We start from the raw sequence: 26,554 nt of genomic DNA on the forward strand, positions 1-26,554 counted from the left end.
ATGCTTTGTAAATGGACCTCATCCTTTGTATTTACGTTTTCCTCATCTAATTTTAACATTTCAGATCTACATTGTTTTATTTTCTGTGTGTAGACAATAGATTCATTTTTTAATACTTCTAAATCCGCAGCCAACTGCTGTATTTCCCTTTTCCTACCAATAATACTAGAGGTCTTTGAATATATGCTTCCACCAGTTAAAGACCCGCCTTGGTTTATCACTTCTCCTGATATTGTTACAATTTTATATCTAAAATTATTGTTTTTAGATATTTGCAAGGCTGAATCCATATCACTACATATAATTGTCCTTCCTAAAATAGATATCATTACCTCATTAAATTTCTCATCATAAGCTATAAGATCACTTGCAATTCCAACAAAACCAATATGATTTATCGTTTCATTTGAAATATTAAGTTTTTTACCTCTAATAATATTTAAAGGCAGAAATGTTGCTCTTCCTAAACTATGCCCCTTCAAATAATTGATTAATGTTTTTGCTACAATTTCATCTTTTGTTATTATGTGTGATATAGAACCACCCAAGGCTATTTCTATTGCTACCTCTAATCTTTTTTCAACCTTTATAACCTCTCCAAGTATGAAACACTCAGAAACACTCCCTACCTTACGAGCATCTATATGCTCCATTAAATTTTTCACCGACTTGTTATAGCCTTCAAACTTTTTTTCTAGGCTTGTCAGCACGTTAAAATTAGCTTCTGTTTTACTAACTTTAATATTACAGTTTTTCATGATCGTTTCGTCGTTTTCTAAAATGGTTTGAAGTTTATCGAGATTTTGCTCGTTTTTATTAATCACTAATTCACAATCCACTATTTTACTTTTGACTTGTTCTACTTGTTTTTGATAATTTATTTTTGTACTAGTATTTGTTTTTACTTCTCCATCAATATTTTCGATGGTATTCACTAAAAAAACTAATCTTTTCTGGGCACTTTCTATGTTATTGTTTGAAATTAATAATTTATTGCTAATCTCCATATTTCTTCCAATTACAAACTGTTCTTCTTCTTTTAGATTTATAGCTTCATCACTTTGAACTTTTATGTTTTCTTGAATGTTTAGAATTTTTATCTCTTCACTACCAATTTTTTTTTGTATTTCTACTTGAGTGTTTTTTATATTATTAGAAGACTCCTCGAGTTTGCCCAAATTAGATTTAACAACTTGAAGCTTTTTAAGAATGTCATCACTATCATTTGAAGTTTTATGGATGATTTTATCTAAATTTAGCATCCTCTCATTTTGAATATTTATTTCAGAAGTATTATTTTGGTAAATAAGCTTATTATTATAATATGCCTGTTTTTCCTCCTGATTTTTAGTTTCGAATTTTTCAAATTCGTCCTTCCAGTATTCGCTATCGATTCTCACCCTATTTTTTTCATCTGTAAAATTTATAACTTCAACATTTAATTTAGCACATTGACCCTGTAAAGTTTTCATATTTTCTTCAACTTTATTTATAAAATCAACAATAATACTAACTTCTTTGCTTTTTAACTCTTCAAAGAACTTTAAGAACTTCTTAGCCTTTTCACTTTCTTTCATTAACGGTTCTAATCTTTCTTCATAAGTACTTAAAATATCGTTTATTCTAACCATATTATTCTCTGTACTGTCCAATCTCTTTTGTGCTTCTTCTTTTCTTGTCTTAAATTTTACAATCCCTGCAGCCTCTTCAAATAGTTTTCTTCTATCATCAGTTTTCCCACTTAAGATTGCATCAATTTTGCCTTGACCAATAATTGAGTATCCTTCTTTCCCAATACCCGTATCCATAAAAAGCTGTTGAACATCTTTTAATCTACAAGACGTATTATTTATTAAATAATCACTTTCCCCAGAGCGATATAATCTTCTGGATATGGTGACATTAGAGTAATCGATATCCAGCATGCTGTCACTATTATCTAGAGTAAGGGAAACCTGTGCAAGGCTAACCGGTTTTCTAAACTGTGTGCCTGCGAATATCACGTCCTCCATTTTATCTCCCCGTAGATTTTTAACACTCTGTTCTCCGAGGACCCATTTGACAGCATCAGATATATTGCTTTTACCACTACCATTAGGGCCTACTACTGCCGTAATTCCCTTCTTGAATGTTAATTCCGTTTTATCTGCAAATGATTTAAATCCTCTAATTTCAATAGATTTTAAGAACATGGAAACACTCTCCTATTTTACCTAAATAACATTGGCAATACAAAACTTAATGTAAAAATTATTACTATGGTATAAATCAATACCTTTTGGTTTTTAGCTCTTTTTTTTCTACTCATACTTCACCTCATATTTCGAATTTTATTCTATTCTCTATTTTAAATCATTTTCATGAAAATATCAATTTATAGCTATTCTTTATACTTCATGGATGCATATTCATATATAGTCATACTAATATATTCACTCCCTATGCATACACCAATGCTCCCCAGTTGTATAGAATTATCTTGTGATACCTCTATGCAAATTGTATTTATTCGCTTTTTTATCTCATTAAAAAAGCTTTTACCATTAGCGTAAAGTTTAGATATATCTTTGGGATTAATTTTTACTAAAATCTTATTTAATGTAATGTTACTATTTACATTATTCGTGATGACATAGTATAACAAATCATTATATATACTGCCCTCAACAAGTTCTCTAAATGCAGGATGAAATGGTCCGGAGACTAGGTCATTACCTTCGGAAATCTCCGCAGTGGGTTGTAATCCTATTCTAATTACATTTACATTGCTTACAATCATCATAATATAAATAATTTTGCTTATATTTACCGCTTCACTTAATGAATACGGAACAAAGGTTCCTTTTTTATACATGCTCTCCATTGGTGTATTTTTAATTACAAGGGCAGGGTAAATTCTACAATTATCTGGTTTAAGAGCAATAACGCCTCTAGCTGTGTCTATATCCTTATTTATATCATCTCCAGGTAGGCCTATCATAATTTGTAGTCCTAAAGTAAACCCATACTTCTTAATAAGTTTTGATGCATTTTTTACATCTAGGGAAGTATGCCCCCTTCCAGATTTTAATAACACCTGCGCATCCAACGATTGAACTCCAAGTTCTATAATATCTACAGAGTATTTTTTAAGATTTAATAAAATATTATCATCAATATAATCCGGTCTTGTAGATAACCTAATGAATTTTATTTTATTATTGTCTTTAAATTTCTTAGCAACAGTTAAAAGTTCTATTTGCTTTTCCATATTTATAGCTGTAAAAGTCCCACCGAAGAAGGACACCTCAATAACGGCATCACTACTTTTTATTGTTTTTAAATATTCATTTATTGTGTTCTCAACATACATTGCATCAACATTTTCTTTTGTACCCGTTATGCTATTTTGATTACAGAATACACATTCATGTGGGCATCCTTCATGCGGAACAAAAATCGGAATAATATAATGCAAATTACTCATGCAACCACCCCTGCCTCGAAATAGCTTCTTTAGCTGCATTTTGTTCTGCTTCTTTTTTACTATAGCCTTGCCCTGAACCTTTTACGCTTTGATCTATTAATAAATCCACGAAAAACTTTCTTTTGTGTGGTGGTCCCTCAAATTTCACAAGTTCATAACTAATATCCAGTTCTCCATTTTGCTGTAATTTTTCTTGAATCTTAGTCTTATAATCTAAAATAACCTCATTGCTAACAGCTTTCTCAATTGTCCCACTAAAATTATTAAGTATAAAGGTCTTAGAATATTCTATTCCTTTGTCCAAGTATATAGCAGCTATTATTGCTTCTACACAATCTGCCAATATTGAAACTCTATTTCTACCCCCGGTAATTTCTTCACCTTTGCTCATGTTCATATACATTCCAAGTTCCCATTCATTTCCGATATCACACAATGAATTTTCACAAACAATTAGAGACCTGATTTTACTTAGATATCCTTCAGGCTTTTCAGTAAAATGACAGTATAAGTATTCAGATATTATAAGTTGCAATACAGAATCCCCCAAAAATTCAAGTCTTTCGTTGAATTCGACCTTTCTTTTTTGATTCGCATAGGAACTATGAGTTATTGCCACTTTTAGTAACTCCTTATCACTAAAATTCAATCCTAGTTTTTCCTCTAATTGTTGTAAGTTTATATTACTCTTCATAATAATTGCTCCTTTTAATAAAAATTATTCAAGTTTATTATTCAACTTACTTCAAAACAGTAGTAAATTCAAAATAGTAGTAAATTCAAAAATAAACTCCAAAAAGTTAAAGGCCCGCTGTAATGCGGGTCTTTTATTATTCTTCAGAATGGCCTTTAATATATTCTACTACATCACCCACTGTGGTGATTTTCTCAACATCTTCGTCAGGAATTTCTATATCGTACTCTTCTTCAAGTGCCATTATAAGCTCTACAATATCAAGAGAATCCGCGCCTAAATTATTCATAAAAGATGATTCCATTTTTATTTCTTCTTCATCGATGCTTAATTGTGATGCTATAGTGGTTCTGATTTTTTCAAACATTATATCTTCACCTCCTTTATTTCTTATTAACTATTAACTATTAGCTTTTTCTTGCACAGCTAGCTTTTCTATTTCTAATTTCAATTTATCTACAACCTTATTATCATAAAATATTGTAGCCTGTTTTATGGCATTTTTAAAAGCTTTAGCATCTGAACTACCATGTGCTTTTATACAAATTCCATTCACTCCTAAAAAAGCAGCTCCACCATATTCTTTATAGTCAAAATCTTTCTTAAACTTTTTGAATACTGGTTTTAGTAACATTCCCCCAAGCTTAGTTCTAAAAGAGCTCATTATGCCTGTTTTTAATATATCAAATATATTAGCAACTGCACCTTCATATAGTTTCAAAATTACATTTCCTACAAAACCATCGCAAACAAGCACATTAATATCCCCCGTTGGGATTTCTCTAGCTTCCACATTGCCAACGAAATTTAAATTTGCCACCTTCAATAGTTGATGAGCTGACTTGGAAAGTTCATTACCCTTCTCTTCTTCAGTCCCTATGTTCACAATGCCTACAGATGGGTTATTTATTTTTAGAATATTTTCAAAATAGGTTTTACCCATAAGTCCGAATTGTACTAAATAATGTGGTTTACACTCTGCATTAGCTCCACAGTCAATTATCATAAAAGGCCCTTTTTTTCCAGGCATCACAGGTGCTAAAGCTGGTCTATCTATTCCTTTTATTCTTCCTACTATAAGAGTACATCCTGCTAAAAAAGCACCAGAACTTCCAGCAGATATAACAGCATCTGCTTCTCCACCTTTCACAAGATTCAGTGCTTTTACGAGGCTAGAATCTTTTTTTCGTTTAATAGCCATAACTGGATGCTCACTCGTGCTAATAACTTCTTTAGCATCAATGATTTTTATTTTATTAGGATCATAGTTGTACTTATCCAACTCCTCTTTAATCAAATCATAAGGGCCAGTTATTAGAATATCTATATCATATTCTTTAATAGCTTCAACGCAACCACAAACCACAGCATCCGGAGAAAAATCTCCACCCATTCCATCTACAACAACTACCATTTTAAACCCTCACTTTGAATTTGCCATATAAATATATATATTTATATTATATACTATAATGTGCAAGTATTCCTAGTATTATTAATATCATGTTGAATATAATTTACTAAAAAAATAAAAAGAAAGTCTTTCGACTTTCTTTTTATTTTGCTTCCATTGCAATAACTTCTCTATTTTTGTAATATCCACAGTTTTTACATACTCTGTGAGCAAGTTTCATATCGTGACACTGAGGACACTCAACTATTCCTGGTAAACCAAGTTTAAATGTTTGCGCTCTTCGAGAATCTCTTCTACCTTTAGAAAATTTTCTAGCTGGATTTCCCATTGTAACACCTCCTTAATCAGTTGAAAACATATTTTTTAACTTTGCAAATCTTGGATCAATATCATCAATTTCACATTTGCATGTATTATGATTTAAATTAATTCCACACTGATGACATAACCCTTTACAATCTTTATTGCAAAGTTTTTTTATAGGCAACATTGAAATGATATTATTTTCCACAATCTCATTTAAATCTAATCTATCATCTTTAATAAAAATAATATCCTCATCTTCGCTATGTAGAGTTTTCGACAATCTTTCATTAAATTCAATATTTATTGAATGTGAAAAGGTCTCAAGACATCTAGAACACTCAAGTAACAGTTCTGTCTCAATACTTCCAGTTAACTCCATTTCATGATCAATAGGATCGAAAATCAAATTTAGCACAACCGGTTTAGAGAATTGTATAAACTCATTATCATACCAAAACTTATCCTTTTGAAAATCTAAATGAATTTCTTTCCTTCTGTTTTTATTACCAAATATTTCTGAAACATCTATTACCATAATATCCACTCTGAAAAACCAAATACCATTTAGTTTTTTCTCATATAAAAAAAATCTTTATACATTGTATAATGAAATTATACAGCTCGAGCAAAGCTTCATGTCCCTCCTAACTAAATTCTTTTTTACTTACATCAAACACAGACTATTATATAAAGAATGGAGTAAAAAGTCAAGAATTATTTATCATAGAAATTAGCAATGATTTATTTTATTAAAGATTCAGTATCTCTTGCAATTACTAATTCTTCATTAGTTGGTATAACAAATATTTTAGTTTTAGAATCTTCTGTATTTATTTCTACAGATTTTCCACGAACCTTATTTTTAGCTTTATCTAAAACCGCTCCCAAAAATTCCAACCCTTCACAAATAGTTTCTCTTGTTTCTGGAGAGTTTTCACCAAGTCCAGCTGTAAATATAATAGCATCTACGCCACCCATTACTGCAGCATAAGAACCTATGAATTTCTTAACTTTATAAGTAAATACATCAAGTGCTAACTGAGCTCTATGATTCCCATCTTCCCATGCAGCTGTTTCTATATCTCTAAAGTCACTGCTTATTCCGGATATTCCTAGTACTCCAGATTTTTTATTCATCATATCATTTACTTCATCAATTGTTAAGTTTAATTCTTGCATTATATATATTAATATAGCTGGGTCTATACTTCCACACCTAGTTCCCATAGCTATTCCTTCAAGTGGAGTAAATCCCATACTTGTTTCTACTGATTTACCATTTTGTACCGCACAAATACTTGCTCCATTTCCTAAGTGACAAGTAATTAATTTTAAATCTTTTATATCCTTACCCATCATTTCTGCAGCTTTAGTTGAAACATAGTCATGAGATGTACCATGGAATCCATATTTTCTAATGCTATTTTCTGTATAAAGCTCATATGGAAGTGGGTATATATATGCAACTTCTGGCATTGTTTGATGAAATGCGGTATCAAATACAGCTACCATTGGAATATTCGGCATTAAAGCACTACAAGCATTAATTCCAATTATATTAGCTGGGTTGTGAAGTGGTGCAAGTTTTGAACATTCTTCTAGGTTTTTCATTACTTCATCAGTAACTATAACTGATCCTGCATATTTTTCTCCGCCATGAACGATTCTATGTCCCACAGCACCTATTTCTGATAATTCTTTAATAACACCATGCTCTACGTCTACAAGCGCTCCAAGTACTAATCTAATGGCATCTGTATGGTCTTTCATTGGCTGCTCAATTATATATTTTTCACCCTTAGCCTTTTGAGTTAATTTTGATCCTTCTATATCTATTCTTTCTACTAATCCAATTGCTAAACATTCTTCATTTTCCATGTTTATCAATTGATATTTTAACGATGAGCTTCCACAATTTATAACAAGTATTTTCATTGAATTCGCCTCCTAAATCTTATGTATTTAAATATTTATTGTATAAAACTATTTTTGAATTTGAGCTTGAACTGCTGTTACTGCAACAACATTAACTATATCTTCTACACTGCATCCTCTTGATAAATCATTTATAGGCTTTGCAAATCCTTGACTTACAGGTCCAATAGCTTGTGCTTTTGCAAATCTTTGAACTAATTTGTATCCAATATTTCCAGATTGTAAATCTGGGAACACTAAAACATTTGCATTTCCAGCTACAGCACTACTTGGTGCTTTTAATTTTCCTATACTTGGTACAATAGCTGCATCTAACTGAAGCTCACCATCAATTTGTAAGTCTGGTCTAGCATTTTTTGCAATTTCGGTAGCTTTTACTACTTTATCAACTAATTCATGCTTCGCACTTCCCATGGATGAAAAAGATAGCATTGCAACCTTAGGTTCAAATTTACATAAAAGTTTTGCATTTTCTGCAGTACTTATAGCTATAGAAGCTAATTCCTCTGAGTTAGGATTTGGATTAACTGCGCAATCTGCAAATAAAAGCAGTCCATCTTCTCCATATTCATTGTTTGGTAATTCCATTATAAAGAAACTTGAAACAACCTTAATTCCTGGTGCAGTTTTAATGATTTGCATTCCAGGTCTTAGTAAATCCCCTGTAGCATGTATTGCTCCTGATACTAATCCATCAGCGTCTCCCATTTTAACCATCATTGTTCCAAAATACATTGTATCCTTTACTGTCTCCGATGCTTTTTCTACAGTCATTCCTTTGTGTTTTCTTAATTCAAAAAATTCCTTTGCATAAGCATCAGTTTTTTCAGAAGTAGCTGGATCCACAATTTCTACTCCAGAAATATCAACCTCGAGTTCAGCTGCTTTTTTTTGTATTGCACTTTTATTACCTACCAATATAACCTTAGCTATTGAATTTTTATTAATTGTTTCACTAGCTTTTATAGTTCTTTCTTCTTCCCCTTCTGGAAGTACAATTCTCTTTATATCTTTTTGTGCTCTTTTACATATCTTTTCTATAAATGTCATTCTTGTTTCTCCTCTCTGTTATTATTGACTTGTGTACACTATCAATATACTCCTTTTTCACTATACATTTCAACAAAAAACGTAAAATGCTTTGTTTATATAATATTACGAATATTGCTTCTATTTTTTTACCTCTCAATATACGTGCTTTTATTTATTTGTTTTATATTATATAATAGCTGTTAGGAGGTGATTCAATGAATATTTCCGGTATAATTGTTGAGTATAACCCATTACATAACGGGCACTTATATCATATCAATAAAACAAAAGATCTCACAAATAGTGATGTCCTTATTAGTGTTATGAGCGGAAATTTTGCTCAACGTGGAATCCCGTCTACTGTGGACAAATGGACAAAAACTAAGATGGCTTTAAACAGTGGAGTAGATCTAGTAATAGAGCTACCAACTATTTACAGTGTATCTTCAGCAGAATTTTTTTCGTATGGCGCTATGAGTCTTTTAAATAGCTTAGGAGTAGTGGATAGTGTTTGCTTTGGCTCTGAGCATGGTGATATTTACGATATAAATAGTATCTCCAACATATTGTCTAATGAACCTATTGCTTTTAAATTATTATTAAAAACTTATCTATCTAAGGGAATAGGTTACCCTACTGCTAGAGCTAATGCACTTTATGATTATTTAATAAATTCAAAGAGCCGCATGTCAAGCACATTATTTCATGATTTTTTAAATTCCTCTAACAACATACTAGGTATTGAATACTGTAAAAGCTTAATTAAATTAAATAGCTCTATTACTCCATACACATTAAAAAGAGAAGGAGCCTCTTTTAATAGTGATGATTTACAGACAGAATTTTCAAGTGCTACTGCTATAAGAAAGTTTATGAAAGAAAACGGCTCAGTGAATAAACTCAAAGGGCACGTTCCAAATTCGGTATTAGCTGAAATCCAAAATTTGTACACTAATAATTATAAATTTACATTTGAAGATGCCATGTTTCCTTACATAAAATACAAATGTCTAACATCAAAAAACTCTTTAGTGAACTTACCAGATGTGTCTGAGGGTCTACATAATAAGATTATCAAATCCCTGCAAAACAACATAAGCTACTCTAGTGCGCTAGAAGATATGAAAAGCAGACGGTATACTTACACAAGGCTTAGTAGAATCTTATGTCAATACTTTATAGGATTTGATGACTTCGACACAAAAAAATTAAGAGCAATGCCTTGCCCTTATGCGCGTGTTTTAGGTTTTAACTCTAAGGGAAAATCAATTCTAAAATCTATAAAATCTAACAGTAGCATTCCACTATATACTAAAATTCCTAAAAATATTTGCGAAACCTTAAAGTTAGATATTCAATCTACAGGAGCTTACAGCCTTATAAATAATAGTTTAACTTATAATAGTGATTATCTAATATCGCCTATAATTGTAGATTAAAGATAAAGTCTACTCCCCCTTAACAGATATTATATTAAAAATTATTATTTAAAGTACATAAGTCTACATACTTTAAAATATATTTAATTGAATACTATTAAAAAGGGGTTTAGACTTGAAGTTACTATTAGTTATATTATTAATTTCTATAATATTTTTATTATTTAAACTATTAAAAACTTTAAAGATAAATCTTTTAATAACAATAATTTGTTCTATTGTTATTCTTCAGATGATACTTAACCCAAATATCTGTATTCGCTACACTATATCTGGAGCAAAATTATTTTTCAACGCAGTTTTCCCTTCGCTTTTCCCATTTTTAGTTCTAATAAATATTATAATAAACTACGATGGTATTAATATTTATTCTAAACTCCTAGGCAACCTAATTTGTAAACCTCTAAAACTGCCAAAGGAATCTACTATCGCACTCATAGTAAGTGTGCTTTGTGGTTATCCTTTGGGCGCACGGTATACTTGCGATTTGTATGAAAAGAAAATAATAGACTTAAATACCTGCGAAAGATTGCTTAATATTGCATCTAATGCAAGTCCCCTATTTATTATAGGTACTGTAGGTGCTTCTATGATGTCAAGTAATAAAATAGGCTATATATTGTTACTTGCTAATATTTTATCCTGCATATTTATGGGGTTTATTCTTCCATCAAAGAATACCTTTGGTAAAGTCATGAGCAATAACTCTCAAAAACACCCAAACACAAATATAAATTTTGGTATAACATTTAAAAACAGTATTGAAGATGCCATAAAGAACTCCTTAAACATAGGTGGTTTCATAGTAGTATTCTCAGTAATTACTGGAATAATAAAAGACAATGTCATATTTCACATTGTCCTTAATAAGCTTTCTTTAATTCTTGGCTTTTCTAACGATTTTATAGAAGGTTTAATCCTCGGAATGCTAGAGGTAACTAATGGTTGCAATTTAATATCATCTAGTAATTCAAGTCTAATTGTAAAACTTCCAGTACTAAGTTTTTTAATTGCTTTTAGTGGTTTGTCTATTATATCCCAGGTTTATAGTTATACATATAAATATAATGTATCAATGAAAAAATACGTGGTCCGAAAATTTATTCAAGCAATAATTTCTTCAACTTTATCAATAATTTTATACTATGTATTCCTAAATACCACTTCTATTTTAACCTTCAATAACAGTAGTATATATAGCAATAGTAATTTATATATTATTATTTTGCTTACTTTTATTATCCCCATATTTCTTGCAAATTTAATTAAACTATTTCATACTTCTTAGTTCTTTTACATTTTCTCTTATTGAAGTTGTTGTGCTTGTAACTTGTCCCTGAATTGAGATTAGGAACTCTTGAACATCCTCTTTAATATTATGTGCCATTTGCTGTCCTTTTGCTTCTATTTCTTTGTCTAATTGAGATAATATTTCATCTGCATAGTCTTTAGCACCCAGGCGCATAATTTTACCATCTCTTTGAGCTGCGGCAATAATTTCTTCAGCTCTTATTTGAGCTTCTTTAACTAAGTCTTGCTTTTCAACTCTTCTTTTTATTTTGTCAATAGTCTCTTCCTCAAAAATCTTTGCTTGATTTTTAGCATCAACAAGAATCCGCTCTTTTTCATCACAGATCCACTCCGCCTTCTTAAACTCATCTGGCATATGATTTATAATTTGATCAATTATATCTAATATTTCTCTTTTGTTTATAACTGCCTTACCCGTAACAGGTATTTTAGACGAGCTCTCTATAATTTCTTGTAGATAATCTAAAAGCTTTATAACATCCATACTTATCCCCCTATTTAGAATTCATTTTCCTAATAATATCCGGAATAATTTCATCTGGTACTAATCCTTTAATACAACCACCAAACATTGCAACCTGTTTAACTGATGAAGAACTTAGATATGAATATTCTGCTTTTGTCATCATAAACATAGTTTCTTTACTTGGATCCAATTTATTATTCATTGATGCCATTTGATACTCATATTCAAAATCCGAAACAGCCCTAAGGCCTTTTATAATAACCCCAGCGCCTTCTTCATTCATTAGATTGACAAGTAAGCCACTAAACTTTTTAACTTTTACATTGGGCAATTCTTTCACTAGTTTTTTTATTTGCAGTACTCTCTCATCAGCAGAAAAGAGATTTTCTTTCTCTGGATTAACTAGTACTCCTACAATTAATTCATCAAAGACTCTAGACGCCCTCTCAATAATATCTAAATGTCCGTTGGTTATTGGATCGAAACTTCCAGGGCAAATTGCTTTTTTCATGTTATGCCTCCACTTTTCCTTTAGTAAATTTAATAATTATTAACTTTCCTTATATTCGTAAATCAGCACGGTAGTATTACCATATTTTCTCAAGTCAGAAAGGTTAATAATAGAGTTCCCTTGATATACTTCTTCTGCAGAATCTATTTTACAAACAATAAGTCCATCTTTACTTAAAAGCCCATTTGTCGCAATAATTTCAATGGCTGGTGGAATCATGTCTTTTGCATATGGTGGATCTATGAAAATTAAATCAAATACCATTTTATCATCTGCAAACTGTTGCATATATTTATATGTATCACCTTTAAAACATTTACATTTTTCACTAAACTTTAGATTATCTACATTGTTTTGTAACATTTCAAATGTAGTATCCCCCATATCAATTAAATAACACATGTCAGCTCCTCTACTTGCCGCCTCAAGACCTAAACTACCGGTGCCCGAAAACATATCAACCACAATGGAACCTCTTATTTTATTTTGTATTATACTAAACATGGATTCTTTTATTCTATCTAATGTAGGGCGCGTTCCCATACCAATAGGGGATATTATCTTTCTTCCTCTTGCACTTCCTGCAATAATTCTCATATGTCTATTCCTCCATTTAAGCCAGTTTTCATAATATTTTATCATATATACGTAATTTATACAAAGATATTCCCCTTAATTAAAACATATATAATTAGAACTTTGTTCTATTTTTTCTATTATTTTGTTTTTTATCTTTTTGTCTTCGCTGTCATCGCTTTCTATTAATTTTTTCGCCTCACTATTTGCTAATTTAAAAATATTAATATCTTCAATTACATCAGCTAAAATTAAACCTGATTCACCATGTTGCCTAAATCCAAATAACTCTCCCCCACCTCTAGTCTTTAAATCTTCTTCAGCTATAAAAAAACCATCATTACTTTTTATAAGTATATCTAGTCTTCTTTTCACTATGCTACTTGTTATTTTAGCCAGCAGTATACAATAGGACTTATGTTCGCCTCTTCCTACTCTTCCTCTAAGTTGATGGAGTTGTGCAAGCCCAAATCTTTCTGAGTTTTCAATTATCATAATTGTAGCATTAGGTACATTTACCCCCACTTCAATTACAGTAGTTGAAATCAATGCCTTAATCTCTCCATTTTTGAATTTTTCCATAATTTCAATTTTAAGTTTACCATTCATTTTACCATATATCATTCCTATTTCTATATTGCTGAAATATTTTTCTTTTAATTCTTCATAAAGCACTTGGACTGAGCTGAGCTTCATTTCTTCATTTTCCTCTACAAGCGGACAAACGATGTAAACTTGCCTTCCCTTATTGATTTCACTTAGTGCAAACTCATACACATGTCCGCTAGATCCCATACTTTCATAAGACGTATCAATCTTCTGTCTTCCTGGTGGCAATTCGTCTATAATAGATACATCTAAATCACCATATAAATATAATGATAAAGTTCTTGGGATAGGAGTAGCTGTCATTACAAGTATATCTATACTTTTACCTTTATTAGAAAATCTATTTCTTTGCGATACTCCAAAACGATGCTGCTCATCAGTAACAATCATTCCTAAATTATTAAATTCTACATTATCTTCGATAAGTGCGTGCGTTCCAATAATTATATCAATATTTCCGTTTCTTAGCTTCTCTTTAATTATTTTTTTATTTTTTGGTGATGTGCTTCCACTTAATATCTGTATTTCAAGCGGAAAATCATTTAAAACCTTTTTAATTTCTTCGTAATGTTGCTTTGCTAATATTTCAGTTGGTGCCATAAGCGCAGTTTGGTAACCATTTTTCACCACATTAAACATAGTAATTATAGCAACTATAGTTTTACCACTTCCAACGTCTCCTTGTAAAAGTCTGTTCATACCTCTATCCTTCTTTTGATCTATCAGTATTTCCCTTACAACTTTACTTTGTGCACTCGTTAGCTCAAAAGGGAGTAGCTTCTTTAGAATAATAAGTTCTGGAGCTATTTTAAACACAATGCCTTCATTATGAAATTTTATAAATTCTTTAAGCATCAATATTTTTAATGAATAATTGAATAGTTCTTGAAATTTAAGCCTCCTTTTTGATTCATTTAGAAGTTGTAAATTTTTAGGGCTATGAATATTTCGAGTAGCCTCATCTAGAGAACAAAACTTATATTTTTCAAGTATCCACTGCGGTAAATTCTCTGTTATTTCAACGTTACAAAGCACATCTGATATGATTTTATTAAAAAAGCTATTAGTAATATTATTTTTAAGCGGGTACACAGCTATAATTGTATTTGTATCCATTGAAGTGTTTTTTACTATTTTGGGATTCATAATTGTAATTTCTTCCCTGAATTTATCCACTTTACCTGTAATTATGTATTTATTAGATATTTTAAAACTATTTTTTGCATAAGTTTGATTAAACCATTTGCCCTTGAATTTGTTTCCATCTTGAGAAAAAACTATTGTAGAAAGAGTTTTATTATTTTTTAATCTAAGGTCTCTTAATATATCTAAAACAGTACACTCTACAATTATTTTTTCACTTGCAACGCATTCTAAAATGCTTTTCCCTACTGACACCTGTTCATAATCTCGCGGGAAATACAATAGCAGATCTAACACATTAAAAATTCCACACTTATTTAAAATTTCAGCCATTTTAGGTCCGACGCCTTTTATATATTTTATATCGCTATAAATTTCCACAAATACCACTCCAAAAATAAGATTTTAAATTATATAAGAAAAAAAAGCCCTAGGGCTTTTATTCTACTGAAGCAATAAAATAGTATAATGGTTGTTTTCCATCATAATGTTGAATGTCTATATCTGGATATTTAAGTTCAAGCTCAGAAATGAAATCCGAAACTTCACTTGAATTACAGTCTTCTCCATAGAAAATTGTAATGAGCTCGCTATCCTCGGTGATCATACTGTCTATAATTAATTCACAGACTTTATAAATATCTGTTCCAACCTCTTTAATGTTTTGCTCAACTAATCCTAAAATATTTCCTTCTTTTATCATCTTACCATCTGACTCAGTATCCTTAACAGCAAATGTTACAGAAGCTGTTGCAACATTTTTAATTGCTTCTTTTAATGTATTTTCATTTTCCTCTACGCTGACCTCTGCGTTAAACATTGTTACAGCCGTTACTCCTTGAGGTATAGTTTTAGAAGGAATAACTATCACATTTTTATCTGACAGTTCGGCCGCTTGTAATGCTGCCATAATTATATTCTTATTGTTTGGTAATACAAATATGTTTTCTGCATTAATTTTATTTATACCATCTAATATGTCCTGGATACTTGGATTCATAGTTTGACCGCCTTGTATTACAACATCCACACCTAAATCTTCAAAAATGTTTTTAATACCTTCGCCTAGTGCAACAGATATAAATCCATATTTTTTATTTTGGGCAATATGTTCTGCTTCAGTTTCAACAATTTCTTCATAATTAAGGCCTAATAAATTTTTATGTTGTTCTCTCATATTTTCAATTTTAACTTTAGAAAGTTCTCCTAGTGTTACCGCTTTTGAAAGTACTAGCCCAGGATCATTTGTGTGTATATGAATTTTAAGAAATTCATCCTGTGCAACCACAACCATTGAGTCTCCAATTTTTTCTAAATAACTCTTTAATTTATTTGTATCAACATCTTCAGCTATAACTAAAAGTTCAGTGCAATACCCAAATTCTATATGAACTGGCATACCTGATGCTCCAGGTGATACTATTTCTGGTTCAGAACTTGGGGTTTGCAGTTTATTTATCGTAGCTTGCATATTACTATTTAAGCATTCATACATACCTTTAAATAGTATTAGAAGTCCCATTCCGCCTGCATCAACTACATTCGCTTGTTTTAATGCCGGAAGCATATCTGGAGTTTTATCCAGCATAATTTTACTATCCTTGCATATATCCTGCATAAGTGTAACTACGCTAGATGTTTTATTATCAACTGCACTATGACCAGCAGCTCTAATGATAGTTAAAATAGTTCCTTCAGTGGGCCTCATTACAGCCTTATATGCATAATTAGCACCTTCTAATATGCTCTTAGCAAATTCTTCTGCAGTCGCTTCGCAAAGACCCTCAAGCCCCTTACCAATGCCTCTAAATATCTGTGATAGTATTACTCCTGAATTGCCCCTTGCGCCCATAAGCGCGCCTCTAGCTAGTTTTTGCGATATCTCAGAAATAGACTCAGTTGTCATCTCTTCAATTTCACAAACCGCTGCTTTAAATGTCATTGACATATTAGTACCTGTATCTCCATCTGGCACTGGAAATACATTTAGTGCATTCACATATTCTTTTTCTGCTTCTAATCTATTAGATGCGTTTATTAACATATTCCGGAATTGTTGTCCGTTAATTTTTAAGTGTTCCACTATCAATACCTCCTTAGACCCTTACACCTTGGACGTTTACTGTTATTGATGCAACTGTCAGTCCAGTATAATTTTCAACATTATATTTTATTTTTTTAATTATATTATTTGCTATTATAGAGATTTTTGTACCATATGCAACTATTATATATAATTCAATAAATAGTTGATTCTCCTTAGAATGGATTTTAACACCTCTATTTAAACCATCACTCTTAATTAACTGCCAAAACCCATCCTTAGCGTCTTTTAATGCCATGCCAACAACTCCATAACATTCCATAGTAGAAATGCCAACTATGTTAGCTAAAGCCTCCTCTGAATAATATATAGTTCCATTATCTTTCATAATATTACCTTTCATTGTAACTCCTCCTTATACCGCTATATAGATTATTTTATATTATAATACTAATTTATTCAAGAAAATTGTTTTTATAATTACTTAAAATACTTTTAAATTTGTATTTCACTTGCAAGATTAGTCTAATTTATGTTACAATAATTTGTGTTTGAATCGAGAAGATTATTCTTCGTAGGCTTAAGGAGGTGTTTTCATTGTCAAGAAAATGCGATATATGTAATAAAGGTGTTATTTCAGGTAGCCAATACAGTCACTCACATCGTGAGTCAAAAAGAAAATGGGCTCCAAATATTCAAAAAGTTAAAGCTATAGTTAGCGGAACGCCTAAATCTATTCATGTTTGTACTAGATGTCTTCGTTCTGGTAAAGTACAACGTGCAATATAATTATGAAATTAAAAATGCAGCTATATGCTGCATTTTTTATTCTATATTTCTATGTTATCTTCTCAAAATAAAATTAATGATTCGTGACAGAAATCTCGGCAATTTGATAGCCATAATTTTCATTTCTATTCCCTCCCAAAAGTTAAATACATATCACTAACAATGATTATTGTGATTCATTATAGTAAAGCCACAGTAAACTATTCCTCCTCCCGCTGCAATTAGCCACAACCAGAATGGAACTAATACTACTGATATAACCCCTATTCCTACGCAGGTAACAATTACTCCAAGCTGATTTCCTAAACGCTTATAATGCCTTCTCATAAGTTGTTCCCCTCCCAAAGTATTCCAATACTATTATATGATTTACTATCCCTAATGATACAAAAAAAGAAAGTATATTATTACACCTTCATCTGGCATAATATATACTTTTCTAATAATGAATTATGTTTTTATATAAATATTAATCACATGATAATATTATCATAAGTGTTCCAGCTTTAAATTTAAGTTTAACCAGAGTTGATACAAACTCATTTGAAATAGTTACACTCTCGCCAATTTTTAAATTATAATTATTCAGCGGATATTTTGCACCTTCAATAGTTAACCCAATTACTTCATCTCCATAAGCTTGCACCGAGAAAATTTGGCCTACTACGCCATTTAATGAAGTTGTGGTGTTAGATAACCTAATATCATTGTATTCGTCCACAATATAGGCATAAACGCCATGTTCCATGCAAATTTTAAGCATACCAATATTTCCGAGTAAATGGTCAACTCTTGTTCCCGTACACCCTAGTAATACTATTTCACTTGGTTTCATGCTTATTGCTTTTTTAACTGCAATTTCCGTATCAGAAAAATCCTTTTCTTTAGGATAAATATCTATAATACAATTGTTTTTTTCAAAATAATCTAATACTTTTTTATTAATAGAATCAAAATCTCCTAGCAGTAAATGAGGCATGATATTATATTCATAAAGGCAATTAGCACCACTGTCCGCTGCAATTAAAAATGTATCGAACCTGATTTTTTTTGTAAGAAGTTCCTTAGAAGGTGGTTTCCCTCCTGATACTATAACAACCTTCATGTTAAATTCCTGCTTTTAAAACTTTTATATTTTTCTCAATTTCATCATTTTTGAAAACAGCTGATCCAGCTACAATTACATTAGCACCACTGTTTACAACTTCTGAAATATTAGTTCCATCAATTCCGCCATCTACTTGAATCATAAGCTTACTGTTATATTTGTTAGAAAGCGCTCTAACTTCTTTTATTTTATCCGCACAGTACTTAATATATTTTTGACCACCAAAGCCGGGGTTTACTGTCATAATAAGTACCATATCAACATTACTTATTAGATGCTTAATTGTGTCTACAGGCGTAGCAGGGTTTAATGCAACTCCTGCTTTAATCCCAAAACTTTTTATGTAATTAATAGTTCTATCAATATGTCTATCAGCCTCATAATGAACAGTTATGATGTCAGCTCCTGCATCTGCAAAGTCTTCTACAAACCTTGAAGGCTCTTCAATCATAAGATGTACATCAAATGGCAATTTTGTTAGTTTTCTAATGCTCTTAATAACAGGAATTCCGAAAGAAATATTAGGTACAAACATCCCATCCATTACATCAATATGAATCATATCAGCACCGAAGTCCTCTAGCTCTCTAATATGCTCTCCTAGTCTTGAAAAATCAGCTGAAAGTATAGATGGTGCTATTTTAATCATTTGTTATTCCCCCTAGCAATAATTTCTTCTAATGTTTTTATATAGAATTTATACCTATTGGTATAAATTTCACTCGCTTCTACCGCTTCCTTAACCTTACAATTAGGTTCTTTATAATGCATACAATTTGAAAACCTGCACTCACTTGTATGTTTTTCAAATTCAGGAAAACAATACTGTAACTGTTCTTTATCTATAAAATCTAAACTTAAAGATGAAAACCCCGGGGTATCTAGCAAAAATCCTTGTTCATATTCAATAAGTTCACTGTGCCTTGTTGTGTGCTTACCCTTTTGTGATTTTTTACTTATATCCCCAGTTTTCATAGCTTCTCTTCCAATCAAACTATTTAATATAGTTGACTTACCCACTCCAGAGGGACCACAAAAAACAGAAATATTATTTGTTATTCTTGTCTTAAGCTCTTGGAGTCCTTCCCCCTCTAATGCTTTTAATAATATTATATCGCAACCCACACTTTTAAGTTCTTTTATAAGTTCTTCATCAACTTTCGGAGCTAAATCTAACTTATTTAAACAAAGAACTATCTTTAATCTATAGTGTTCACAAAGCACTAAAAATTTATTTAATAAATCCATATTAATATTAGGCTGTTTAAAAGAAAAAACTACAAAAGCTTGAGTGACATTAGCAACAACTGGTCGTATCATCTCAGTTTCTCTTGGAAAAATTTTTTCTATTACACCTTTACTAACATCCGACTCTAACATTATTTCCACTTTATCACCAATAACAGGGGAAAGTCCGGTATACCTGAACTTCCCTCTTGCCTTGCATTCTATCACTTTGTCTTCCACTTTCACAAAATAAAGTCCACCTATACCCTTTGTAATTACTCCTTGCATATATCCTCCATCATTTATCTTTTATTTAGTATTTTAAAATAAATTTTATATCGCTTTTAATCCCTTGTTCTTTTGATTGTTTTAAGGTATTTCAGATTTTACTTCTGGTACAACTACCTTAGAAGTTAAAGTTATAGCATCTCCAACATCAGCCATAGTCCCCGCCGCTTTATCCTGAGAATCAATAATATCTTCATCTTTACCAGTTACTTTTATGGTTATGTCTTCTGCTACTGCTATCTCTCTTGCCTGTTTAACAGTTGTTGTTCCATTTCCTATAAAGTTTGGAACTGTATACTGTTCTTTTACTGCCTCTATATAAACATAATAACTAACACTTACTGTGCTTCCTTCTTTAACTTCAGTATTTGCTGGAATATTTTGATCTAATATTTTGCCTTCTAGATCTTTGTCTTCTGTTTCAATTTTCTCTTTATTTCCCAGAACTAGATTTGAACTTTGAAGTGATCGTTCTGCTTCACTTACAGATAAATCAATTAAGTTTGGAACCACTGTCAAAATAACTTTTGCTCCTTTACTTATTACTATATTTACTTTATCACCTTTTGAAACTAAAGTATCTTGAACTGGGTCTTGGCTTATTACTAGTCCGACAGCTTTGGAATCACTAAAATCCTCAGTAATATTGTTCAGCAATAGCCCTCTTTGTTCAATCATAGTTTTAGCGGAAATTTGATCAAATCCTTTGACATAAGGTACTTTAATCCTTTCAGGCCCTTTACTAGTCTTAACCCTTACTTCTCCATTAATTGCTTCTGTTCCTTCGTCTGGATAACATTCTACCACCGAGCCTTCAGGTTTATCGCTATTTATTCCTTCGGTTACCGTGAAAATCAAATTCTCTCCTTCAACTAGCTGTTTTGCCGCATGCTCATCTAAACCAATAATTTTAGGCACTAATATTTGCTGCGAAACTTCTTTTTCCTTGTCATTTCCGGCAAATATATTTTTATATATTATACCTGTGATGCTACCTAGAACAAGAAGCATAATTATTGCAAGAGATATTATTATCTTTGTTTTGTTTTTCTTATTTACGTTTGGTTTCCTATTCTTTAAATCAGATTCATTTTCATAGTCAGCTACGTTTACAGGTGCCATAACTCTAGTGTACTCATTTTCATTGTTATTAGTTGCTATAGCATAAGCGCTATTACTTTGTATCCTTTGTAAATCTAAATACATTTCATTAGCAGTTTGGTACCTCTTTATAGGTTCCTTTTCTATAGCTTTAACTATTAATTTATTTAAATTTTGAGGAATACTATCATTTATATTTTTAGGTGGCACAACTGGTTCCTGTATATGCTTTAAAGCCACCGATACGGGACTTTCTGCGTCATACGGAACTCTACCTGTTGTCATCTCAAAAAGTACTATTCCGAAGGAATATATGTCTGTCCTAAAATCCACAAAACTTCCTTTAGCTTGTTCTGGCGAAAAATAATGAGCTGATCCCATTACAGTGCTAGTGTTAGTCATAGTTACAGAACTAGCAGCTTTTGCTATACCAAAGTCTGTAACTTTAACTGTTCCATCTTCAGTTATTAAAATATTGTGAGGTTTAATATCCCTATGTATAATGTTATTTTTGTGAGCACACTCAAGTGCTTTTGCAATTTGCATACCATAGTCTATTACTAGACTCGAATCCAGGCTACCATTTTGGAGAATAATTTGTTTTAAGGTTTTACCCTTTATATACTCCATTACTATATAGTTAATATCCCCTTCATGTCCAACATCGTATATATTAACTATGTTATTTGATGAAAGACTAGCTACAGATGCTGCTTCTCTTTTAAACTTTTCCATAAAATCTATATTATTTGAAAATTCTTCTTTAAGTATTTTTACAGCAACAAAACGGTTAAGTAAACGACACTTAGCTTTATAAACTATTGCCATTCCACCTTCCCCGATTTTTTCAAGTAGCTCATATCTACTCCCCAGTACTCTTCCTATCATCTGTGCAACCTCCTTCGAATACGATAACTGATATGTTATCTCTCCCCCCCATAGATTTACTTAAATCCACTAACGCTTTGCAGCTAGAATCATTATCATTTTCCATAATAATATTCCACATCTCATCACAAGTCACATCGTTAGTAAGACCATCCGTACACAAAATGCATTTAATTACACTTGTCAAATCAACTTCAAATAAATCCACTTCCACTGACTCATTTGTTCCAAGGGCTCTTGTAATAATATTTTTGTTTGGATGATTTCTAGCTTTTTCCTCTGTTATAGTACCATTATCTAAAAGCTGTTGTACCAGTGAATGATCTTTTGTTATTTTTATTAATTTTCTTTCATTATTAACAATGTAACAACTACTATCTCCTACATTTGCAACAACCATTTTATTTTGTTTTATTATGCACATTGTTATAGTTGTTCCCATACCTTTAAGGGATTCATCACCACTTGCCATATCATAAATTTTATCATTGGCAGATTTTATACCTTCAGAAATCACTTGTTCCATATCTAAATTACTGTGATTTTCCTTTATATATTCTATTATAAAATTTATAGCAAGATCACTTGCTACCTCTCCTGCATTGTGTCCGCCCATGCCGTCTGCTACAGCATAGATGGCAATATCATTACATTCAAAATAACCTACTGAGTCTTCATTTGTTTTTCTAACATTTCCGACATCAGATAAAATCCCCAGCATTGTTATACCCCCTTATTATTGTTTTCGCTTTTAATGTGGCTTACTCTAAGTTGTCCACATGCCGCATTAATATCTAAGCCCATTTCTCTCCTTATTGTTGTCTGAATATTATTATTATCGAGTACCATCTTAAATTCTGAAACATTTTCATTTAAAGATCTTTTAAATCTATTTTCTTTTATTTCATTGATTGGAATTAAATTAACATGGCATAACATTCCCTTTAATAACAGACTTAACTTTTCTGCATCCTTCTTGCTGTCATTTACGTCCCTTACAAGTGCATATTCAAAAGATATTCTTCGATTGGTCTTCTTTATGTAATATTTACATGCTTCAATAATTTCTGCTATAGAGTATTTGTTCGCAATTGGCATACTTTTCATTCTAATTTCATCCGTAGCTGCGTGCAATGAAATAGCAAGCGTTGTTTGAATGTTGATATCTGCAAACTCTATAATTTTAGGAACAATTCCACAGGTAGAAATAGTTATATGCCTTTGGCCAATATTTAACCCGTCCTCTGAATTTACAATATCAAGAAATTTCATAACATTATCAAAATTATCAAAAGGCTCCCCACTTCCCATTAATACCACATTAGAAATTCTCTCGGAGATTAGCTCCTGTGCTTTCATTATCTGGGATAACATTTCTCCGGGCGTTAGATTTCTAATAAGTCCTCCAATTGTAGAGGCACAAAAGTTGCATCCCATCCTGCATCCAACTTGTGTAGATATACAGATAGAATTTCCATGTTTATATTTCATAACAACGCATTCAATTAAATTACCATCCTCAAGTGCAAACAGATATTTTATTGTATCGCTTTGTTTTGATTTATATTCAGAAATAAGTTCAGGTATTTTTATACAAAAGTTACTTTGAAGTTTTTCTTTTGTACTATCTGAAATATTACTCATATCTTCAAAATTCCAAATACCCTTGTAAATCCATTCTAGAACTTGCTTAGCTCTAAATTGACTCTCTCCACTATTTTTCATCCACTCTTTAAGTTCCACTATGTTTAAGTCTAAAATATTTATCATTTATACACCTACCGAGACCTTATGATTTTGGCTATGAAAAATCCATCCATGTACTGATTGGGTAATATAGTAATATACCCACTGTCATTATATCTTATATTATCCAATTCTCCAAAAAATACTGGTTCAATTTTAAATTCAGGATGCGTTTCTATAAACCACTCTATATTCTCTTCATTTTCTTCTTTATTAAGGGTACAAGTTGAATATACCATTACGCCACCTTTTTTTAGGTATTTTGAAGCATTCTCCATTATTTTTCTTTGTGTCTCTATTATACTTTTTATATTATTTATGTGTTTACTCCACTTAATTTCAGGTTTTTTTCTAATAATCCCAAGCCCGGAACAAGGTACATCTATAAGCACCCTATCTGCACATTCAAATAAAGGCTCTGTGTATACCGTAGCATCAATAACATCACAAGTTGTATTTGTAATTCCAATTCTTTTTATATTTTCCTGAATTAATGAAAGCTTATTTTTATGTATATCATATGCATAAATGTGACCTGAATTTCTCATAATCTCTGCAATATGTGTTGTCTTTCCCCCTGGTGCACTACAAAGATCCAAGACCACTTGATCTGGTTTCAAATCCATAGAAGGTGCTGTAAGCATTGCGCTCTCGTCCTGGACAGTTATGTACCCCTCATTAAATAAAAGGTTATTCTCAATATTTTTCCCTCTAATAATACGTATTGCCTCAGGTGCTACATTCCCTTTCTCTATATTATAGCCATTTTCTATAAGCTTTTCCCATATTTCTTCATAAGTTAATTTCAGAGTATTAACCCTAACTGTAACATCTGGTTTATAATTTAATCCTTTAAGAATTTCCTCAGTACACAACGCCCCATATTGCCTAATAAAAAGCTTAACTAATGACTTAGTGAAGGAATATTCAAAGCATAATCTTTCAATCTCATCGTCCACATTATAGTACTTTGCACTTGTTTCTCTTAGATAATTTCTAAGTACAGCATTAACAAGTTTAGATGCTCCTAAATTACACTTCTTTTTAGTTAAGTTTACAGCCTCATTAACGGCTGCAAAGCTTGGTACTTTATCTAAGAACCTAATTTGATAAATTGATATTCTTAGTATATTTAGAACGAAACTATCTAACTTATCTATGCCTTTTTTAACATAGTTACACAATATTTTGTCTATAGTGTATTTATATTTTAGTGTTCCATAAACTATTTCTGTAACTAGTGCTTTATCTTTATCATTTAAGTCAGATTTGTTAAGTTCCATTCCTAAAACTATATTAGAATAAGCATTTTCATTCAATACTTTTTCAACAACTACAATTGCTAAGAGTCTACTATTGTTCATAACTTTACCTCAATTTTCTTTAATTTTTATCTGTTGCGGCCTATAAGAAGAAGTTTATATACCTCTTTTTTACTCTAAAATCACACTTTCATTTATCTTATTTCCAACAATATAATCTCTTACTTTTAATGGCTTTTTGCCCGGAAATTGTATCTCTTCGATAAGTAGAACACCACTTCCAGTTGCGACTTTTATTCCATCTTTTGAAACCTCTATAATGCTTCCATTTTCTTTATTTGATTCCTCGTTTATTACTCTTGACTTATAAATTTTCATTACCTTGTCTTCATAAAGAGTATATGCCATCAGCGATGGATTTAATCCTCTTATTAAATTATTAATATCCACATTGCTTCGCTTCCAATCTATCTTAGCCAATTTTTTATCTAGCATAGATGCATAGGAACTGTATTCATTCTCCTGTTTAATTTGCTCAATCTCGCCATTAACTATACCATTTATAGTTTTAATTAATAATTCTCCACCACTATTCATAAGAATATTAGTAAGTTCACCTGCTGTAATAGAATTATTAAGTTCAACTTCCTCTTTTAAGAGTATGTCCCCTGTATCAAGGCCAACATCCATAAACATAGTCGTATTTCCACTTTTACACTCGCCCTCAATTATACACCAATTTATAGGAGCCGCCCCTCTATATTTGGGTAGTAGTGATGCATGTAAATTTATACATCCATATTTGGGAATATCCAATATTTCCTTCGGGAGAATCTGACCAAATGCTACTACTACAATAAAATCAGGTTTTGAATTTTTAATTACTTTTATCATTTCCTCATTATTTCTAAGCTTTAGAGGCTGATGCACCGGTATATTATAGGAAATAGCCAACTGTTTAACCGGCGACATGGCTAGATTTTTCCCCCTACCTTTTGGTCTATCCGGCTGAGTGAAAACTTCTGATACTTCAAATTCGTCTATAAGCGCCTGAAGTGATGGAACAGAAAATTCTGGTGTGCCCATAAAAATTATCTTCATATTATTCTCCCTCACCTTCCACGACTTTGTCTATAAATAATATACCATCTAAATGATCAATTTCATGGCAAAGCGCCCTTGCAAGAAGACCTTCACCA

Annotated in this window: 28 protein-coding genes; 3 read left to right on the plus strand and 25 right to left on the minus strand. The window is 31.4% G+C overall.

From position 1 onward, the window contains the following. From smc to pta, 9 genes are all read right to left on the minus strand, one after another. The coding region (gene smc / locus ACJAX4_RS08875; protein WP_435789103.1) for a chromosome segregation protein SMC at positions 1–2,192 on the minus strand (2,192 nt) is incomplete at its 3' end. Positions 2,193–2,380: 188 nt separating this feature from the next. After that, complete coding sequence (locus ACJAX4_RS08880; RefSeq protein ID WP_435789104.1) at positions 2,381–3,466, minus strand: elongator complex protein 3; 1,086 nt, start codon at positions 3,464–3,466, stop codon at positions 2,381–2,383. Further along, complete coding sequence (gene rnc / locus ACJAX4_RS08885) at positions 3,459–4,160, minus strand: ribonuclease III (RefSeq protein ID WP_435789105.1); 702 nt, start codon at positions 4,158–4,160, stop codon at positions 3,459–3,461. Before rnc ends, ACJAX4_RS08880 begins: the two co-directional genes overlap by 8 nt. Positions 4,161–4,296: 136 nt before the next feature. Beyond that, a complete protein-coding gene (acpP, locus tag ACJAX4_RS08890; protein ID WP_435789126.1) occupies positions 4,297–4,530 on the minus strand; it encodes an acyl carrier protein in 234 nt (77 codons plus the stop codon). Between the two features lie 30 nt (positions 4,531–4,560). Beyond that, positions 4,561–5,574 carry a phosphate acyltransferase PlsX gene (plsX, locus tag ACJAX4_RS08895; RefSeq protein ID WP_435789106.1) on the minus strand — a complete coding sequence of 338 codons (1,014 nt, stop codon included), beginning with the start codon at positions 5,572–5,574 and terminating at the stop codon, positions 4,561–4,563. 142 nt (positions 5,575–5,716) lie between these two features. Next, the gene (gene rpmF / locus ACJAX4_RS08900) at positions 5,717–5,902 is read right to left on the minus strand and encodes a 50S ribosomal protein L32 (RefSeq protein ID WP_291641753.1); all 186 of its coding nucleotides are present in this window, start codon (positions 5,900–5,902) and stop codon (positions 5,717–5,719) included. 12 nt (positions 5,903–5,914) lie between these two features. Beyond that, a complete protein-coding gene (locus ACJAX4_RS08905; protein WP_435789107.1) occupies positions 5,915–6,415 on the minus strand; it encodes a YceD family protein in 501 nt (166 codons plus the stop codon). Positions 6,416–6,621: 206 nt separating this feature from the next. Continuing rightward, the gene (locus tag ACJAX4_RS08910) at positions 6,622–7,815 is read right to left on the minus strand and encodes an acetate/propionate family kinase (protein ID WP_435789108.1); all 1,194 of its coding nucleotides are present in this window, start codon (positions 7,813–7,815) and stop codon (positions 6,622–6,624) included. 48 nt (positions 7,816–7,863) lie between these two features. After that, positions 7,864–8,865: a phosphate acetyltransferase gene (pta, locus tag ACJAX4_RS08915; RefSeq protein ID WP_435789109.1), complete on the minus strand. Its 1,002-nt coding sequence runs from the start codon at positions 8,863–8,865 to the stop codon at positions 7,864–7,866. Between the two features lie 197 nt (positions 8,866–9,062). Between pta and ACJAX4_RS08920 the strand changes: the two genes are divergently transcribed. Then, positions 9,063–10,286: a nucleotidyltransferase gene (locus ACJAX4_RS08920; RefSeq protein ID WP_435789110.1), complete on the plus strand. Its 1,224-nt coding sequence runs from the start codon at positions 9,063–9,065 to the stop codon at positions 10,284–10,286. 115 nt (positions 10,287–10,401) lie between these two features. Then, a complete protein-coding gene (ylbJ, locus tag ACJAX4_RS08925; protein WP_435789111.1) occupies positions 10,402–11,574 on the plus strand; it encodes a sporulation integral membrane protein YlbJ in 1,173 nt (390 codons plus the stop codon). Here the strand turns inward: ylbJ and ACJAX4_RS08930 are convergent. The 6 genes from ACJAX4_RS08930 to ACJAX4_RS08955 form a co-directional block, all read right to left on the minus strand. Next, entirely contained in the window at positions 11,557–12,081 is a 525-nt protein-coding gene (locus ACJAX4_RS08930) for an ATPase (protein WP_435789112.1), read from the minus strand. The two genes, ylbJ and ACJAX4_RS08930, sit on opposite strands and share 18 nt — an antisense overlap. 10 nt (positions 12,082–12,091) lie before the next feature. Then, the gene (gene coaD / locus ACJAX4_RS08935) at positions 12,092–12,574 is read right to left on the minus strand and encodes a pantetheine-phosphate adenylyltransferase (protein WP_435789113.1); all 483 of its coding nucleotides are present in this window, start codon (positions 12,572–12,574) and stop codon (positions 12,092–12,094) included. 39 nt (positions 12,575–12,613) lie between these two features. Beyond that, positions 12,614–13,171, minus strand: a complete 558-nt coding sequence (rsmD, locus tag ACJAX4_RS08940; RefSeq protein WP_435789114.1) for a 16S rRNA (guanine(966)-N(2))-methyltransferase RsmD — start codon at positions 13,169–13,171, stop codon at positions 12,614–12,616. A gap of 75 nt (positions 13,172–13,246) precedes the next feature. Continuing rightward, positions 13,247–15,283, minus strand: a complete 2,037-nt coding sequence (gene recG, locus ACJAX4_RS08945; RefSeq protein ID WP_435789115.1) for an ATP-dependent DNA helicase RecG — start codon at positions 15,281–15,283, stop codon at positions 13,247–13,249. Positions 15,284–15,341: 58 nt separating this feature from the next. Then, positions 15,342–16,985 carry a DAK2 domain-containing protein gene (locus ACJAX4_RS08950; protein ID WP_435789116.1) on the minus strand — a complete coding sequence of 548 codons (1,644 nt, stop codon included), beginning with the start codon at positions 16,983–16,985 and terminating at the stop codon, positions 15,342–15,344. A 13-nt stretch (positions 16,986–16,998) separates the two neighbouring features. Continuing rightward, entirely contained in the window at positions 16,999–17,349 is a 351-nt protein-coding gene (locus ACJAX4_RS08955) for an Asp23/Gls24 family envelope stress response protein (RefSeq protein WP_435789117.1), read from the minus strand. A 194-nt stretch (positions 17,350–17,543) separates the two neighbouring features. Here ACJAX4_RS08955 and rpmB point away from each other — a divergent pair, with 194 nt between their 5' ends. After that, on the plus strand, positions 17,544–17,735 hold the full coding sequence (rpmB, locus tag ACJAX4_RS08960; protein ID WP_291641315.1) for a 50S ribosomal protein L28: 192 nt from the start codon (positions 17,544–17,546) through the stop codon (positions 17,733–17,735). 156 nt (positions 17,736–17,891) lie between these two features. On the opposite strand, the gene ACJAX4_RS08965 is transcribed toward rpmB, so the two are convergent. The 10 genes from ACJAX4_RS08965 to ACJAX4_RS09010 all read right to left on the minus strand — a co-directional run. Then, the gene (locus ACJAX4_RS08965; protein ID WP_291641317.1) at positions 17,892–18,062 is read right to left on the minus strand and encodes a hypothetical protein; all 171 of its coding nucleotides are present in this window, start codon (positions 18,060–18,062) and stop codon (positions 17,892–17,894) included. A gap of 142 nt (positions 18,063–18,204) precedes the next feature. Next, the gene (locus tag ACJAX4_RS08970) at positions 18,205–18,840 is read right to left on the minus strand and encodes a thiamine diphosphokinase (RefSeq protein ID WP_435789118.1); all 636 of its coding nucleotides are present in this window, start codon (positions 18,838–18,840) and stop codon (positions 18,205–18,207) included. Position 18,841: 1 nt separating this feature from the next. Further along, positions 18,842–19,492: a ribulose-phosphate 3-epimerase gene (gene rpe / locus ACJAX4_RS08975; RefSeq protein ID WP_435789119.1), complete on the minus strand. Its 651-nt coding sequence runs from the start codon at positions 19,490–19,492 to the stop codon at positions 18,842–18,844. Then, a complete protein-coding gene (gene rsgA, locus ACJAX4_RS08980; RefSeq protein WP_435789120.1) occupies positions 19,489–20,358 on the minus strand; it encodes a ribosome small subunit-dependent GTPase A in 870 nt (289 codons plus the stop codon). The genes rpe and rsgA overlap by 4 nt, the downstream gene beginning before the upstream one ends. Positions 20,359–20,439: 81 nt before the next feature. Next, positions 20,440–22,347, minus strand: a complete 1,908-nt coding sequence (gene pknB, locus ACJAX4_RS08985) for a Stk1 family PASTA domain-containing Ser/Thr kinase (RefSeq protein WP_435789121.1) — start codon at positions 22,345–22,347, stop codon at positions 20,440–20,442. Beyond that, positions 22,322–23,068 carry a Stp1/IreP family PP2C-type Ser/Thr phosphatase gene (locus tag ACJAX4_RS08990; RefSeq protein ID WP_435789122.1) on the minus strand — a complete coding sequence of 249 codons (747 nt, stop codon included), beginning with the start codon at positions 23,066–23,068 and terminating at the stop codon, positions 22,322–22,324. Before ACJAX4_RS08990 ends, pknB begins: the two co-directional genes overlap by 26 nt. A 2-nt stretch (positions 23,069–23,070) precedes the next feature. Next, positions 23,071–24,117: a 23S rRNA (adenine(2503)-C(2))-methyltransferase RlmN gene (rlmN, locus tag ACJAX4_RS08995; protein ID WP_435789123.1), complete on the minus strand. Its 1,047-nt coding sequence runs from the start codon at positions 24,115–24,117 to the stop codon at positions 23,071–23,073. Between the two features lie 8 nt (positions 24,118–24,125). Further along, on the minus strand, positions 24,126–25,457 hold the full coding sequence (gene rsmB, locus ACJAX4_RS09000) for a 16S rRNA (cytosine(967)-C(5))-methyltransferase RsmB (protein ID WP_435789124.1): 1,332 nt from the start codon (positions 25,455–25,457) through the stop codon (positions 24,126–24,128). Between the two features lie 69 nt (positions 25,458–25,526). Further along, positions 25,527–26,456 carry a methionyl-tRNA formyltransferase gene (gene fmt / locus ACJAX4_RS09005; protein ID WP_435789125.1) on the minus strand — a complete coding sequence of 310 codons (930 nt, stop codon included), beginning with the start codon at positions 26,454–26,456 and terminating at the stop codon, positions 25,527–25,529. A 1-nt stretch (position 26,457) separates the two neighbouring features. Next, the coding region (locus tag ACJAX4_RS09010; RefSeq protein ID WP_435789127.1) for a peptide deformylase at positions 26,458–26,554 on the minus strand (97 nt) is incomplete at its 5' end.

Source organism: Clostridium sp., from assembly GCF_051278035.1.
Classification (GTDB): domain Bacteria; phylum Bacillota; class Clostridia; order Clostridiales; family Clostridiaceae; genus Clostridium_AD.

Excerpts from the sequence above, each read along its gene's own strand:
- plsX (WP_435789106.1), bottom strand. The coding sequence starts at position 5,574 with ATGGTAGTTGTTGTAGATGGAATGGGTGGAGATTTTTCTCCGGATGCT.
- rsmD (WP_435789114.1), bottom strand. The coding sequence starts at position 13,171 with ATGAGAATTATTGCAGGAAGTGCAAGAGGAAGAAAGATAATATCCCCT.
- ACJAX4_RS08910 (WP_435789108.1), bottom strand. The coding sequence starts at position 7,815 with ATGAAAATACTTGTTATAAATTGTGGAAGCTCATCGTTAAAATATCAA.
- rlmN (WP_435789123.1), bottom strand. The coding sequence starts at position 24,117 with ATGATAAATATTTTAGACTTAAACATAGTGGAACTTAAAGAGTGGATG.
- fmt (WP_435789125.1), bottom strand. The coding sequence starts at position 26,456 with ATGAAGATAATTTTTATGGGCACACCAGAATTTTCTGTTCCATCACTT.
- ACJAX4_RS08880 (WP_435789104.1), bottom strand. The coding sequence starts at position 3,466 with ATGAGTAATTTGCATTATATTATTCCGATTTTTGTTCCGCATGAAGGA.
- ACJAX4_RS08965 (WP_291641317.1), bottom strand. The coding sequence starts at position 18,062 with ATGAGAAGGCATTATAAGCGTTTAGGAAATCAGCTTGGAGTAATTGTT.
- ACJAX4_RS08905 (WP_435789107.1), bottom strand. The coding sequence starts at position 6,415 with ATGGTAATAGATGTTTCAGAAATATTTGGTAATAAAAACAGAAGGAAA.
- coaD (WP_435789113.1), bottom strand. The coding sequence starts at position 12,574 with ATGAAAAAAGCAATTTGCCCTGGAAGTTTCGATCCAATAACCAACGGA.
- rnc (WP_435789105.1), bottom strand. The coding sequence starts at position 4,160 with ATGAAGAGTAATATAAACTTACAACAATTAGAGGAAAAACTAGGATTG.
- pknB (WP_435789121.1), bottom strand. The coding sequence starts at position 22,347 with ATGATAGGAAGAGTACTGGGGAGTAGATATGAGCTACTTGAAAAAATC.
- rpe (WP_435789119.1), bottom strand. The coding sequence starts at position 19,492 with ATGATTAAAATAGCACCATCTATACTTTCAGCTGATTTTTCAAGACTA.
- rsgA (WP_435789120.1), bottom strand. The coding sequence starts at position 20,358 with ATGCAAGGAGTAATTACAAAGGGTATAGGTGGACTTTATTTTGTGAAA.
- ACJAX4_RS08920 (WP_435789110.1), top strand. The coding sequence starts at position 9,063 with ATGAATATTTCCGGTATAATTGTTGAGTATAACCCATTACATAACGGG.
- rsmB (WP_435789124.1), bottom strand. The coding sequence starts at position 25,457 with ATGAACAATAGTAGACTCTTAGCAATTGTAGTTGTTGAAAAAGTATTG.
- rpmF (WP_291641753.1), bottom strand. The coding sequence starts at position 5,902 with ATGGGAAATCCAGCTAGAAAATTTTCTAAAGGTAGAAGAGATTCTCGA.
- ACJAX4_RS08930 (WP_435789112.1), bottom strand. The coding sequence starts at position 12,081 with ATGGATGTTATAAAGCTTTTAGATTATCTACAAGAAATTATAGAGAGC.
- ACJAX4_RS08970 (WP_435789118.1), bottom strand. The coding sequence starts at position 18,840 with ATGAAGGTTGTTATAGTATCAGGAGGGAAACCACCTTCTAAGGAACTT.
- ACJAX4_RS08955 (WP_435789117.1), bottom strand. The coding sequence starts at position 17,349 with ATGAAAGGTAATATTATGAAAGATAATGGAACTATATATTATTCAGAG.
- ACJAX4_RS08990 (WP_435789122.1), bottom strand. The coding sequence starts at position 23,068 with ATGCTGGGGATTTTATCTGATGTCGGAAATGTTAGAAAAACAAATGAA.
- pta (WP_435789109.1), bottom strand. The coding sequence starts at position 8,865 with ATGACATTTATAGAAAAGATATGTAAAAGAGCACAAAAAGATATAAAG.